This window comes from Tolypothrix sp. VBCCA 56010, assembly GCF_050875635.1.
Taxonomy (GTDB): Bacteria; Cyanobacteriota; Cyanobacteriia; order Cyanobacteriales; family Nostocaceae; genus Hassallia.
Window position 1 is genome coordinate 1 of the sequence record NZ_JBPAOH010000181.1, and the last position, 14,585, is coordinate 14,585.

Genomic DNA, 14,585 nt, shown 5'->3' on the forward strand with positions numbered 1-14,585 from the left:
TTTTTTGCAAATTCGTTTGGCTTATACATATATCACTCATAGACCAGCTATGACTATGAGTGTACAGCTTTGTCTAGGTTATTGGCGACTTAGGACAAACTCCATTGGGGTTATTAGGATATTGGTTATACACCAAAGGAATGTTTCGATTAACATACCTGACACTCGGCTTGTACTCCATAACCAGTATCTCCAGTCCGGGACACTATTTATTGCCAATAATTGCTCCCATGTCTCTAAAAATGCATAGTCTGATTTGGCTGGATGGAGTTGCTGGGCTGACATTAATAAGTTTCTTGGTATGGTCTAGTGTCATATTGCAAGAGTGGCGTATTATACCCACTGCCAATTGAGTATGATGCAAGTGTTAATTGCATCTGGTAAACTTCGTTCGTGTTGTTTAAAGTCGGCGGATGCATTTTTTGAACTTTTAATTCCGCGCCTTTGGTACAGACGTTCCGTCGGAACGTCTCTACGATAATCGTTGCAATTCCTGTTGAAGATGCTTACCCCACTGTGCAGCTAAAGGAATTTCTGTAAACGGAACGCGCACCGAGTTCTCAGAAGAAAATATAAATTCCAACTCAATAGACCGACCTTTCTCTGGTGGCGCTTCGGTATCGGCTTCTTTTTCATCTACCAAAAGGCGGATTTGTTTGACATCTTCTAAAGAAAAAGTTTCCAGCTTGATTAAACCTTTTGGCGTGGGTTTTCCCCAAGTTATATTATTGCCTTTTTGACCTAACACCGAGTAAATATCATACTTGGCTCGGTCAAATTGTTCTGCCCAAACACGATAAGCCTCAACTTTTTGATACTCCCTTGAGCCTTGCCAAGCCAACCAGAAAAATAGAAATAATAAAGGCAACCATAAAAGACCGCGTTCCATCGTTGAAAAAGTCCTAAGTCTTGAGTGAAATATATGTAACTAAAGTGCAAAATACATCAACTAAAGGGCACAGATAAGTTATCGTTGAGCAAACTGGCATTCATCGGTGATGAGTTAATATGCGAAGGCTTATATTATTGTGCTTGTTTGTCATCGGGCTGAGTGCTGCGGTATTTGGTTTCCTGAATTTTCAGGGACTAGCAGCCAAAGGTGATTTTCAGACGATTGTGCTGGATTTTCGCGAAGATATTCCCGCTGCTGAGGTGGAGAAAAATCTGCAAGCGATCGCCCTTCAATACAACGTTACACCCAAACTCGATAATAAATTTTCCGAAAAGGATCGTGTGTATGTTATCAAAGGCGATCGCCAACGGCTGAAAGCTTTAAGAAAATCTTCATTCGCCAAAGTTACAGAATTCATCGAGCCAAACTACATCTACAAAATTCCCAATCCCGGTCAACCAGCTAGGTTGGCAGAATTTTTGCTACCCCAAGACGATGACGATGTAAAAGTTTCGCCTAGTCTTACTGGTCCCAACGATGAATATTACAGCAAGCAGTGGAACCTACACAACATTAACGTTGAAGGTGCGTGGCTGCAAACCAAAGGTAGCGGCATCACGGTTGCAGTAATTGACACTGGTATCAGTCGCGTGCGCGACTTGAAAGAAACGAAATTTGTCCCAGGTTACGACTTTGTAAACGACAGAGAAGAAGCCACAGACGATAACGGACACGGCACCCACGTTGCTGGTACTATCGCCCAAGCGACTAATAACAAATATGGTGTCGCTGGAATTGCTTACGAAGCCAAGTTAATGCCTTTAAAGGTATTGAGTGCATACGGAGGCGGAACTGTAGCTGATATTGCCGAAGCAATTAAATTTGCCGCTGATAAAGGCGCAAATGTAATTAATATGAGCTTGGGTGGTGGTGGTGAAAGCCAGTTGATGAAAGACGCGATCGATTATGCCCACAGAAAAGGCGTAGTCATCATTGCCGCAGCCGGAAACGAAGGTAGTAATGGTGCTTCTTATCCAGCTCGTTATCCTCATGTTATCGGCGTTTCTGCCTTAGGCGCAGACGGCGAAAAAGCGTCTTATTCTAACTTTGGTGCTGGCGTAGATATTTCCGCCCCAGGTGGCAGTGATGCTGGTAAGATTTTGCAAGAAACCATCGACCCCGATAACAATGGCGTCGGCGTGTTTATGGGCTTCCAGGGTACAAGCATGGCTGCCCCTCACGTTGCTGGTGTGGCAGCATTAATTGAAGCTTCTGGAATTAAAGAACCAGATCAAGTTTTGGCTGTGCTTCAGGAGTCAGCAAGAACTATTAAAGAAGATGCTTTGAACTACTACGGCGCCGGACAACTGAATGCTGATGCAGCAGTTAAACGTGCAGTGCAAGGGAAAATCACTTTCCAAGATTTCTTTGCGTGGTTGCGGAATAACGGCTATCTTAACCCCGGCTTTTGGATTGATGGCGGTGCGATCGCGCTATTGCCTAAAATTTTAATGGTAGTCGGTTCTTACTTGCTAGCTTGGTTTTTACGGGTTTACTTCCCCTTTACCTGGAGTTGGTCTTTAGCTAGTGGCTTAGTCGCCGGCAGTTCTGGGTTATTCTTCCTGAAAGGAATTTACATCTTTGACCTTCCCCAATGGCCCTTCCGTGTCTTGGGCAGTTCAATTCCCGAACTCGGCAACGCGATTCAGGGAACAGATGCTTTTAATCCCCTATTTGCTAGCGTCTTGATTCCGATTATTTTAATGGCGTTGCTGCTAGGAAATCCCACCTGGAAATGGTTTGCAGTCGGTTCCACCCTAGGTATAGCCGCATGTTTAGGAGTCAGCGCATTTTTCGACCCAGCAGTTTGGGGCTTAGGAAGCACTATTTGGTCGCGCCTTTTCCTCATCATCAACGCCCTACTCTGTTACGGACTTGCTAAGTTAGCCCTGAAAAATCAGGAACAAGCAGTGTAGGGCATTGGTAATTGCCCATTGCCCCATTACCCGTTCCCCATGCCCCACTCCCCACTCCCCATTTAGGACTTAGAATCATATGAGCATTACAGTTACAGGTACTATCCAACACCGTGATATTGGCACAGGCGCTTGGGCGCTAGTTACAGACGATGGCGTTACCTACGAAATCCTTAGGGGTGCTGACAAAAACTTACTTAAAGCCGGACAAAAAGCAAAAGTCACAGGAAAGGTGCGTGAAGATATCATGACCATTGCCATGATTGGTCAGGTTTTAGAAGTAAAATCTTTTGAAGTGACGAAATAGATTTAATATCATGTCTGGCAGATGACAAATATTGTAGAGGCGTTCCGGTGGAACGTCTCTATTAATTTTCATGGGTTTAATTTGTAGATATAAGCGTTGAAACGCTTACTACTTTTCTTCAGAATTCAAAACTGCTTGCAGACGACTTCTAAATTCACCTTTGGGATGACCACCTTTAACTTCGCCCAAAATCTGAAATTCTCCTTCTGGTGAATCACAGACAATGTAGGTGGGCCATCCCATTTCTGATTTATCAGGATATTGATTTAGCAAAATCTTGCGATACTTGCGGTAAGTAGCTGTGTCTTGCATTTTTACATCTATAAATTGCATACCTAGTTCTTCTGCCACCTTTTGGTCATAAAAAGACATCTTGTGGCAGATGCCGCAGTCTTCTGAAGAGAACTTAATAACAGCTAATTGCATGGATTTGCTTAAGATTTTGGCATAGCTAACAGAATTTTAGCATGTAGCAAATCCATAAAAAACCCCCTAGCAGGTATAAACCAACTAAGGGAGTGAGTTATCAGGGTGCATCTACCAATTACTTGTTCTCAAGTTATACACAGTCCTCCGGATTAAATTGTGTATAAAGTTGTTATTTGTCATAAAAAACCCCCAGTGGTCTAAGCCAACTAGGGGGTGAGTTATCAGGGTGCATCTACCAATTACTTGTTCCTAGAGAAACCAGTATGCTCCGGAAAAAATTGAGGAAACTGTTGAGTAATGTTTTCCTCCTCCACTCAATGTATTGCAAAAGATACAAAAATCCCCCAGTGGTATAAACCAACTAGGGGAGTGAGTTATCAGGGTGCATCTACCAATTACTTGTTCTTAGAGAAACCAGTACACTCCGGATAAAATTGAGAAACTTTTAAAAAAAAGCACTTTTAGGTAGTAAGCGATTCATCGCTTATTTTGGGCGAAGACAGCACCCACTACGATCTAAAAATTTCCTTTGTGAAAAATCTGTGCGCGTAAAGTATTACTAAGAAATATTTCTATCGCCACTAAGTTGACAAATGGAAAATAATGTTAATTAAGATACCAAATAAAGAATCCCCCAGCGGGTGGCAACCAACCAGGGGAGTGAGTTATCAGGGTGCATCTACCAATTAACTGTTCTTAGAGAAAGCAGTATGTTCCGGATAAAATTAAGAACATCAACTCAGTTTGTGCTGCTACCAAGTATCTAGTATCAACATCGGTTTTAACAAATGTGTCAAAAAGACAAAAATCCCCCAGTAAGCGTAAGCCAACTAGGGGAGTGAGTTATCAGGGTGCATCTACCAATTACTTGTTCTATAGCTAACTAACATCATCCGGATAGTATATGTCTAAGATGTGATTATTTTTATAAAATAAGAAAAACCCTAATTGGCTTACGCCAACTAGGGAATTGAGTTATCAGGGTGCATCTACTAATTAAATGTTCTAAAATTAACTATAAGCATCAGGATAATTTTACTGGTATGAAAATATATTTTTGTTTGATTAAACACAAAAATTCCCCAGTGGTGTAAGCCAACTAGGGAAGTGAGTTATCAGGGTGCATCTACCAATTATTTGTTCTCGGTTTAACAATCATGCTCCGGATAAATTCAGAAAATCGGAGATGACAAGGTGTGTAAAACAAAACTTTATTGGATGCCAGTTTTGGATATACTTAGTAAATAAGATAAATTTAGACGCCATTATCACAGCTAAATTTAGTCTGTTAAAAATTGTTGCGCTCATGGTTAGGCATAAAAAACCCCCGACTTGGGTGTAAAGCCAACCGGGGGAATTGAAGATCAAGGTGCATCTACCAATAAAGTGTTCTGGGCGGAATGATTGCAATCCGGATAAAGTTGTAAACAGGGAGCTGGTGCAAAACAACTTAAATCAGAAACATTGAGTGTCAAGATGCATCTAAGGTATCAGAAGAAGCGAAACAAAAGAGCGTGAAAATGAACAGCGTTTCAAACCAGATTTAGGAGGCGAACAGGAGAAGTTGTGACCCAGGAATTTCATATTTCCGTAACCCCAGTAGGGCAAAATGACTACTTGGTGCGGACGGAACAAGTCGCGCCTGGGGTGCCATTGGCAGAAGAATTAGTAACTTGGCCTGTAGCTGATTGGTTGACGGCTGCGGGGCATTTGATGAATGATCCGTTGAAGTCGGTGTTGCAAGGAGATGCGATCGCTCTTAATGTCAACTTGGTGGCTTTGGGTCAACAATTTTATAACGCACTGTTTCAAGGCACTCTCAGAGATAGTTGGATTACGGCGCAGGGTATTGCCCAGCATCAGCAAGAGGTATTGCGCCTGCGGTTAGGACTAAAAGATATCAGATTAGCGCGTTTGCCTTGGGAAGTGATGCACGCAGGCGATCGCCCTTTGGCAACAGGACCTTATATTGCTTTTTCTCGGTTTCAAACCGGAATTCATCTGCCATCTCGCCTGCTATCAACAAATATACCAACACCTTTAGAAGAAGGTGGTATCAAAGTCTTAATGGCGATCGCTTCTCCTACAGATTTAGTCCGTTTGGATTTACTCAAATTAGAAGCAGTCAAACTGCAAGCTGAACTTCACCGTCAGTCACCACGCTTTTCGGAAACTGGCAATTATCTCCCAGAAATCGAACTTACCCTGTTAGAACAACCAGGGCGCGAAGAATTAACGCAAGCTTTAGAACAAGGACGATATCACGTTCTTCACTACTCCGGTCATAGTAACTTAGGACCCAACGGCGGCGAAATTTATCTTGTAAATAACAGAACTGGTTTAACAGAAACTCTCAGCGGCGACGATTTGGCAGGCTTGCTAGTTAACAATAACATTCAAATGGCAGTGTTTAACTCGTGTTTGGGGGCATACGCTGCTACCTCCGATCCGGCTGCTGATACGGGAGAACGCAACTTAGCAGAAAGCTTGGTGAAACGCGGTATCAGAAGCGTTTTGGCAATGTCAGAACGCATTCCCGATGAAGTAGCGCTAACACTGACACAATTGTTTTATCGCAACTTGAGTCAGGGATATCCCGTAGATTTGTGCGTCAGTCGAGTGCGCCAAGGCTTAATTTCTGCCTATGGTTCTCTTCAGATGTACTGGGCATTACCAATTTTATATCTCGATCCCAAATTTAACGGTAATTTAACACCGGAAATTACTTTAGGCGAAAATGTCGAATCCTTTGGTGAGTACAATCCCCGGTTGATAGGAACTTCAATCTACTCTGGTAGTGCGAACGATCTGGAAATGCCTTTACCAATGGAGGATATGATACCTTCTGGCTTGGACTGGCTAGGTGAAGATACTTGGGGCGATTTGGTTGATGAAATTGAGTATGATGACTCAAGCTATGAAGAAGATTCGGCGATCGTTTCCGATTTGTTTCGGCAAATTGATAATCAAAACACAGCAAATGAGCAACCTTATGTCACTGCGGAATTGATACCAAAGCCTCAAGAAGATAATATCTTGAAAAGACCGATTCCAGGAGATATGAGTCTGGATAGCGAAACTCCGATGTGGGGAGATTGGGATAACGCAAATAACCCCCCTTCTTCAGCTCGCCCAAAAGTGGAAACACCAGCCACACGTCGGGCAACACGCCGATTGTGGGCGATTGCTGGCGTTGCGGGAGTTGGTGCGATCGCTATGGCGATCGGTTTAAGTTCGTTGTGGCAACGACAATTTCCCAACTTTTCCGAGCTACCGCAAATTCCAAACCAGTCTCAACCAATTCCAAATAATACCCCAGAAATCGACTTAAAGACATCTCCCACGGGAATCGTCACCGCTACCGCTACTCAGAAATTGGTTCAGGGTGACTTACAAGGTGGGCTACAAGCTGTGGAAGAACTACTCAGCCCTTCGCGGAATGCACTTGGGGCAGCACAAGCTGCCCTCAATTTGATTCCGTCATCGCAAGCAAACGATCCGGCAGTTAATTTTCTTAAAGGGCGAGTAGCGTGGCAAGCTATACAAACTGGTGACAAAAAATACAGCGTTGATGATGCCCGCCGTTATTGGGAAACTGCTGTGAAAGCCAAACCAGACTCGCTTTTGTATACAAACGCTTTAGGATTTGCTTACTACGCAGAAGGCAATATGAATCGGGCTAATGATTCTTGGTTTAAAGCCTTGAATTTGGCTCTCAAACAGCAAAATCCCTCTGGTTATACGCCAACAGCAGCAACTCCCCCAGTAGCGACACCGGAGGCTTTGACTTCCTATGCCGGATTAGCTTTAGGGTTGTATAAATCGGCACATGAACAGCCAGAGAATAAGCGATCGCAATATTTGACTGAAGCCGTCAAGCTGCGACAAATGGTGGTAAAAGATGACCCAGTAAATTTTTTACCAAATAAATTAGGTAATAATTGGCTGTGGACAGAGAAGGCTATCCAAGATTGGCGATCGCTTTTACAAGTTAAAGGTGGGGAGTAATATTAAGTTGGAGTTAGGAGTTAGGAGGCGCGGAGTTTCCTTATCTCCTAGGGAGTGTTTTCGCTCCTGCCGACACCCTAGAAGGGTGCGGCTATACGAACGAAGTCCGCCTGCGCGGACTACGGAAAAATAGAGTTTTAGCCCACGTAGGTGGGCTTTGTTCGTGTAGCCCCAGGCTTCCAGCCTGAGGGCTTTTGGGGTTTGAAAACACGCCCTAGTCCCCAATCCGATCGCCTCAGTCCCTAGCCGCCTATTTTCAAGTTAGGATTTTAAGCAAGCCAGAATTAAACGCTTTTGGGGCTTATATATCATGCAAGTTACTAAAAAGCAATACTATTCGCCAGAGGAATATTTAGCACTAGAGGAAGCTGCTGACTACAAAAGCGAATACATCGATGGTGAAATTATTCCTATGGCGGGTGGATCTACCAATCATAATCAAATAGCACTGAACTTCAGTACTGAGCTAAATTTTGCTTTCAAAAAACTAGATTATCGAGTGTTTATGGGTGATGTACGTCTGTGGATACCTTCTAGACGCATTTACACTTATCCAGATGTGATGATAATAGCGGGAGAACCAGAGTATTTTAATGACCGTACAGATATGATTACAAATCCGAGAGTAATTATAGAGGTGCTGTCAGATTCAACTCAAGGATATGATAAAAAGGGAAAATTTGAGTTTTACCGCACGATACCTTCTTTTGAAGAATATTTGTTGATTGACCAAACTAAAATTTATGTAGAACAGTTTTCTAAGACGGCAAATAAGCGTTGGTCATTCCGTGAATATGATGTTGAAGATGAAGCGATCGCTTTAGCATCTGTGCAATTTGAAATTTCTCTTGGAGATGTGTACAACAAGGTGAAGTTTGCAGCAGTAGATGTACAAGCTGAGTCAGTAAATTAAGGATCGGTTGCTGTTTTAGGGATAGAAGCAGTGTTGATGACAATGTTTTGGTTAAGGCGATCGCTTATTTTAAAATTGAATCATCCATGCTGTCTATTCTCTACCCCAATTGTTAACAATTTAGGCAATTTCCCGATGTTTGTTTTGGTTTAATAACATCCAAGATTTCCTGAAGTGTAAAGTGAATGTAATAGAAAATAGGAGTTCCATTAATATCTATAGTGCCGTATCGTCGATAAGGTAGATACGAGCGATGCGAGGGGCGATACAAAATACGAGGACGACCTTTGCGATAATCAAAATATTCCCGTCTCACTACTTGACTCTTAGAATCAAAATAATGTTTTGCTACTTGAATAGGAGCACATTCCTCATCGAAAGTGATACCCCATTTAATTTTTTCCTTTAATTTACCGTCAGATTTGCGTTCTCCCAAATCATGAAAAAAATATTCGTAAAAATATTCAATATTCTCATATTTAAAATCATTATGGGTGATTAAAATGGGATAGGCAAGCTGATTTTGAGCTACATCAATACTGAGTTTTAGTATATTTTCAAAAAACTCAGTTGTTTCTTCTAAGATGTAATTTTCCGCAGCCTCTTTTTGTTCTTTGTTTTTAAAGGATATTAAAGGAACATAATCACTTTTAAATTCTATATTTAAACTTTCTGAACCCAAACCAAGAATTTCTGGCTGATTAATCATTTATTATCGTCCAAATAGGTTTGTTGAATCCGAAAAAAGTTAGCTTTAACTATTTTAATGCCTTTAATAATTAGTTCTACTTCAAAATCCTGGCTTATAAATTCATTATGGTAATAATGGGGAATTAAAAACCAGTTCTCTGATACTTGAACTTTAGGTGTTTGCTGAAGAGCGAATTCGTAAGTGAGTTGCTTTCTTATATCAACTCTATATTTTTCATCCGTTCTTTCGGGTGGTAGGTTTAAATTTCTATAGTAAAAATCAATTGAAACATCCTTGTAGTCAATAACATACAACTCGAAGACAATTTGTGATGTGGACTTGAACTTTAAAACTAAGTCCGGGCGGGGAAAACGCCGCATTGCCTTACTTCTATCTCGTTTTTGGAAATCATCATAATTTCTATTTGAGTAAACCAAAGTTCCGGGTTGGGTATCAAATTCAATACAAAGAAGCTCGTCCCATCCGAAGAAGCCTTCTTTTTTGGGGTAGGGGATGTGCGATGGCTGTCGATAAATCCATTGATTTCCGTACTTAGCTTCACCATCAGTCGAGTATTTATAATTGCCAACACGGTTTTGTTCTTCCCCCTGCCTTGCTGGGTTTGGATCACCTTTCAAAGGTATATCTGCATCTGCAAAACAGATTGAGTCATCGTATTTTTTGAAGAAATATGTGTGGCACATATCCTCCCAAACTAGGGAAAAGCTTTGTATACCCCAGAATTCTCCATCATTTTGGTCAGGGTTGAGTTCACCGTATAGGAATGTCTCAATGGCTTCGTAAAGTCCCCAATAGTCAGTGTCTTTGTAATAAGTATTTTTATCTATGTTGTCTAGTGCTTCTTTCAAGATATTGATAGTCTCAACAAAAGTGTCCTTATCAAAAATCGACTGGCTACTTGTTAGGTAGTCATCCTTGAAACATTGGGCAAGAAAGCGGATATCCTGACTGTGGGCTTGAATATTATCCGGCACATCACCATCCAACTGCTGCACAATTTCATCAAGAATGTAACAATACAAGTTCACTATATCAGTGCTGTCATAACGCACCATTAGGCGCGGCAAATCCATTGCCTCGACATAAATTACGTGGTTATCGTGGTTATCCAGGTAAATAGCCCTATCCAGATATTTGTGAATCTGGGAGTAGTCAATTTCCTCACTGCGTCTTTTTTTATTTTGAATTGAGTTGATAGCAAGGTCATCATAGGCTTCCAGCACTCGCTCAATCATCCTGAGCTTGCTATATAGTACACAAGATTCCCCGTCCTCAGTCTCGATACTGATACCGCCAGAAGAAAGAGTAGTCTGATCTTGTTCTTGCTGATATTCAGGTTTGTTTTTTTTAAATCGGTTAGTGTGTTCATTGTCACGTTCAAACTTTCGCAAAGTGCGATACATCTTGAAAAATAAATCCCGCACCTTATCGAAGTTTTCCTTTTCTGGAAAATCATTAAAGCCGTTTGGTAGGCAGAACTCAAAGCCATCGCCAGATTTTGATTTGCGGATGCCAACAAAATTGTCTTGTTTGTCCCTAACTAGCTTAAGTTCAGAAAAATCAATCATGGAGTGCCAAAAGAGAAGTTACTAATTTTGCTTTATTACATGTAAAATTTTATTAGGGCTTGAAGTAGGCTCATTATTATTCAAGTTCATTATTTGATTGACAAATTCATTGTGCATTTTAGTGAAATCACCGAAGGTAACAAGCTGCTCTGGTTCTACTTCCAAAAGCTTATGAAGCGGTTTTTTATCTCGGTTAAAAACGCTGTCCCAAAGGAAAAACATTAGCTTATTCTGTATCTTTTCAGCAGTTACAGGTTGTTTGATAAAATAATAGCCAATTTGTTTGTCTTCAATTCCACGAACAGAAGTGTGATGACTTTTGATGAAGTCGTTAAGGTTTCTAATTAACTTTTTCCACTGCTGGTTGTCCAAAGTTCCTCCTTGTCCGTATGTTGCGGCTGGAGGCTTACTGTCATCCCAGTCAACAAACTCCCAATCCCAACGGCGTTTGAAAGCACTGTCCATAAAGTAAATGGAGTTGTCGGAAGTGTTCATAGTAGCTAGAATGGATAGGTTTGGCGGGAGCATAATTGCCTTCGTTTCTGTATTGATGCCCAATGGACTAAACTTGTCTTTTAAAGCATCGAAATAAACAAAATGACTGTCTCCCGGAAACTGGAATTTGAGATTACCATCTACTATAGATATTTTTGTTCCTATCAATTCAATAAATTTATAAAACTCTATTTCTGTAAAATTCACGCTATAACTTGACCAGCCAGTGTTTTCTCTGTCTAATAATTGAAAACAAACTCCAAATATGGCAGATGAGTTGCCACGATTAATTTCGTCTATCACTAAAGCCACATTTTGAACATCATTCCAGTTAATTTGCCCAACAGTTTTTGGTTTTGTTAACATAATGTTTTTGTAAGCCTGTCCTAATGCTTTTAAAAAATGACCATCGTAGAAGTTATATTCTACTTTCTCCTTTCTGGTAATTGGCATCAGTTTTCCCATGAAATCTCCATAGGTATATTCAGGATGGAAAACCGTACTGATAACATTTTCTGAATTTGGATTTATTCCCAAAGCAGGAAGAAGTTTATCTTTGATAGTGAAGCTTTTCCCGGTTCCCGGACTTCCGAAGAGAATTTTCTGAATAGGACTTTTCATGACTGTTGACATACGATGATTGACTGACAAAGCAAGTAATACCAAATTGGCTCTTCTATACTGCTTTTCCCCTAGCGACTGGTAGTTACAACAACAAAGGACAAGCTTCGCTTTAGCCAACTACAGGAAAAAGCAAGTTATTGAACCAAGTTTGGTATGAGGCTTTAGTTATAGAATTCCCCAGAATGTAAACAAACTAACAGCAGTTAGCCGTTAGCTTGCTTAGAAGCCAAAAAATGTGAATCAGCCGATGCAACGTCGTTTTTTTAGATAAGCTTAAATTTTGTAGGGTGCGATAAGCGTAGCGATTAGCTTTCTCTTACGAAAGGCAGTTGCGTTAGGTTATCGCCCAAATTCTAGAAACTCAACCATTCCGAGCGCGATAATCAAGATAATGAATCATACATTGAGGTTACAAATACCCGAAAAGCTTTATGAGCCGTTGGTTAAGGTAGCAGCACAGATGGGTCGAACGCCTGAAGAGTTAGCTGTTGACTGGCTCGCAGCAGCTATGCAAGAGTATGTAGACGATCCGCTAGAAAAGTTCATTGGTGCATTTAGCAGCAACATTCCAGACTGGGCAGATCAACACGATCGCTACATTGGACAAAGCTTGATAAATACAAAAAATACGGAAGAAAACAGCGATCGTCAAAAATTGCACGCATTTCATAGCAAAATATTTAACGAAGACTCTGCTACTTAATACAAAGCTGTACTAAGTCAAAAATGCCCGATTTATTTGCAGATTGAGCAAGCTGGCTTCATTCGTCTTTTAAAATGATAAATATGGCAGTTTTTCATGAACTGGTGCGCTACTGTTCTTCATAACGCACCCTGCAATACACTTCAAATTTAAACTTTAGCCGCAACCGCAGATGGTGTGACTTTCAACCGCTTAAACATTGCTTCTCGCGCTTGCATTGCCAAAGTATCATCTAAAAACTTCAAGGAAATCGGTTGTTGATATTTTAGCCGCAATGCTGTTTGAATTAACCAATCTGCGACAAAGGGATTTTTTGGTAACAAGGGTCCGTGGGAATAAGTAGCGATCGCATTTTGATAAAATGCTCCTTCTGTCCCATCTTCACCATTATTACCCAAACCGTACACTACTTTTCCCAAAGCTTCCACCTTACCTAGCTTAGTGCGTCCGCCATGATTCTCAAAGCCAACCAAATACGCTTTACCACCGGTCATTTCTTCCAAATCCCGCGCTAAACGAGTTGCTGTAACTTCAATCACCAAGTTTCCAATACAGCGCTTAGTATTTTCACCAGGATGCACCGAGACTAAATCAAGTATTCCCAAACCTTCAATCCGCTGTCCCAAACCTGGTTCATAATAATGTCCCAGTAATTGCGGTGAACCACAAGTAAACACTCCCGGAGTACCATTTTCGATTTTCTCGCGCATTGCGCCCGCTTTCGCACCTTGCAAATCGCGCATGACAATTTCTTGCTGACGGTCTTGTGCGCCACCACCAACTATCAAATCTACAGACTTTATATCATCTGCGGTAGCGTTTTGATCCAGGGGTAAGACCCTCACATTATATCCCCGCCATTGGGCGCGGCGTTCTATGGTAATCACATTTCCGCGATCGCCATAAGTACTCATCAACGTCGGATATAACCAACCTATTGTTAATTCAAAACTCATAAATCCTCTCTTAATTAATAATTCATAACTTTCTTTTTCTAACTATGGTCGGCTAATCCGGTGCATATAAGCGAGATGGTGAAGTAATTTCGGTTTGGGTAAGCATATCGTAAATTTGTCCTCAATGGTATATTTGCTACTAAAAAAATTGCCATTATCAGGTAAATGGGTTGGTGTAAATTTTATTTTGATTGAACTGTTACCGAAGAAATTCACATTTAAAATACTTACTTTTTAATTTATTTTTGTATTTTAAATCACAGTTTTTCTAGTTTGACAACGTGTCGTTTTTAAATTTGAAAATATATAACATTATTGGTATAATTATGGGCATTAAGCCGTAAGATTACAGGGTGCATTCGGATGATTTCAACACCGTCAAAATTACCATATGGATTGTAAAACGGCTACTTTGGTCTACCAAACTGAGAACCATCTCGAAAAAATTAGGGAAATATTTCCCGAAGCTTGGAAATTTTTAGAGGAAGTATCTTTTGCGTATGTTCAAGGCACATATGACAAGTTTGACTCCGATATTAGAAATTTGGTAGGTGAAAAACCTTTCAAATTTAGAATGGTTCACCGCGATGATAGAGACCAACTAACCAAAGACCTTTCCGACTTATTAGGAGATATTACATCGCGTTTACTACTAGAAAAGCATTTTTCGCAAGTAGTTGGTCAGCAAGTATTTTTCAGCACAATTTGTTGTAACAGTCATTTGACAACCGACCACGAATTAACTTTGGAAGAAGTTCTACCTTTACAACGTGCAGCTGTGAAGTTGCAATAGGGACTAGGGACTAGGGACTAGGGACTAGGGATTAGAGGCTAGAGGCTAGGGACTGGTTAGTAGGATAAAATTCAACTAACTACTAACTACTAACAATTCCTAGTCCCTAGTACAGGGTGGCGGAAATAAACCGACCATTTTTGTGAGAGACTAAGCAAGAAGGGTCAAAACCCTTATGGGTAGTTTTTAAGGAATCAAGGTGTGGCAAG

General features: G+C 40.9%; 12 protein-coding genes. 6 read left to right on the plus strand and 6 right to left on the minus strand.

Translation table 11 applies throughout. The annotated features are described in order from the left end of the window. Positions 1 to 472 precede the first annotated feature (472 nt). Positions 473 to 889 carry a hypothetical protein gene (locus AABK37_RS35895; protein WP_432556227.1) on the minus strand — a complete coding sequence of 139 codons (417 nt, stop codon included), beginning with the start codon at positions 887 to 889 and terminating at the stop codon, positions 473 to 475. 119 nt (positions 890 to 1,008) lie between these two features. On the opposite strand from AABK37_RS35895, the gene AABK37_RS35900 reads away from it, so the two are divergent. Next, positions 1,009 to 2,868, plus strand: a complete 1,860-nt coding sequence (locus AABK37_RS35900) for a S8 family peptidase (protein ID WP_432556228.1) — start codon at positions 1,009 to 1,011, stop codon at positions 2,866 to 2,868. 79 nt (positions 2,869 to 2,947) lie between these two features. Next, the gene (locus AABK37_RS35905; protein ID WP_432556229.1) at positions 2,948 to 3,175 is read left to right on the plus strand and encodes a hypothetical protein; all 228 of its coding nucleotides are present in this window, start codon (positions 2,948 to 2,950) and stop codon (positions 3,173 to 3,175) included. A gap of 108 nt (positions 3,176 to 3,283) precedes the next feature. Here AABK37_RS35905 and AABK37_RS35910 read toward each other — a convergent pair whose 3' ends face one another. Next, positions 3,284 to 3,601, minus strand: a complete 318-nt coding sequence (locus AABK37_RS35910; protein WP_432556230.1) for a thioredoxin family protein — start codon at positions 3,599 to 3,601, stop codon at positions 3,284 to 3,286. A gap of 1,569 nt (positions 3,602 to 5,170) precedes the next feature. On the opposite strand from AABK37_RS35910, the gene hetF reads away from it, so the two are divergent. Both hetF and AABK37_RS35920 read left to right on the plus strand, forming a co-directional pair. Further along, positions 5,171 to 7,612: a cell division protein HetF gene (hetF, locus tag AABK37_RS35915; protein ID WP_432556231.1), complete on the plus strand. Its 2,442-nt coding sequence runs from the start codon at positions 5,171 to 5,173 to the stop codon at positions 7,610 to 7,612. Between the two features lie 310 nt (positions 7,613 to 7,922). Next, complete coding sequence (locus tag AABK37_RS35920; RefSeq protein WP_432556232.1) at positions 7,923 to 8,525, plus strand: Uma2 family endonuclease; 603 nt, start codon at positions 7,923 to 7,925, stop codon at positions 8,523 to 8,525. Between the two features lie 112 nt (positions 8,526 to 8,637). Here AABK37_RS35920 and AABK37_RS35925 read toward each other — a convergent pair whose 3' ends face one another. From AABK37_RS35925 to AABK37_RS35935, 3 genes are read right to left on the minus strand one after another with little or no spacing between them, the layout of a single operon-like run. Then, a complete protein-coding gene (locus AABK37_RS35925) occupies positions 8,638 to 9,234 on the minus strand; it encodes a hypothetical protein (RefSeq protein WP_432556233.1) in 597 nt (198 codons plus the stop codon). After that, entirely contained in the window at positions 9,231 to 10,805 is a 1,575-nt protein-coding gene (locus AABK37_RS35930; RefSeq protein ID WP_432556234.1) for an LlaJI family restriction endonuclease, read from the minus strand. The genes AABK37_RS35925 and AABK37_RS35930 overlap by 4 nt, the downstream gene beginning before the upstream one ends. Before the next feature lie 21 nt (positions 10,806 to 10,826). Further along, complete coding sequence (locus AABK37_RS35935) at positions 10,827 to 11,966, minus strand: restriction endonuclease (protein ID WP_432556235.1); 1,140 nt, start codon at positions 11,964 to 11,966, stop codon at positions 10,827 to 10,829. Between the two features lie 349 nt (positions 11,967 to 12,315). Between AABK37_RS35935 and AABK37_RS35940 the strand changes: the two genes are divergently transcribed. Next, positions 12,316 to 12,627: a hypothetical protein gene (locus tag AABK37_RS35940; RefSeq protein ID WP_432556236.1), complete on the plus strand. Its 312-nt coding sequence runs from the start codon at positions 12,316 to 12,318 to the stop codon at positions 12,625 to 12,627. A 149-nt stretch (positions 12,628 to 12,776) separates the two neighbouring features. On the opposite strand, the gene AABK37_RS35945 is transcribed toward AABK37_RS35940, so the two are convergent. Next, positions 12,777 to 13,583, minus strand: a complete 807-nt coding sequence (locus AABK37_RS35945) for a type 1 glutamine amidotransferase (RefSeq protein ID WP_432556237.1) — start codon at positions 13,581 to 13,583, stop codon at positions 12,777 to 12,779. Between the two features lie 391 nt (positions 13,584 to 13,974). On the opposite strand from AABK37_RS35945, the gene AABK37_RS35950 reads away from it, so the two are divergent. After that, on the plus strand, positions 13,975 to 14,376 hold the full coding sequence (locus AABK37_RS35950) for a hypothetical protein (RefSeq protein WP_039737328.1): 402 nt from the start codon (positions 13,975 to 13,977) through the stop codon (positions 14,374 to 14,376). The last annotated feature ends 209 nt before the right edge of the window (positions 14,377 to 14,585 follow it).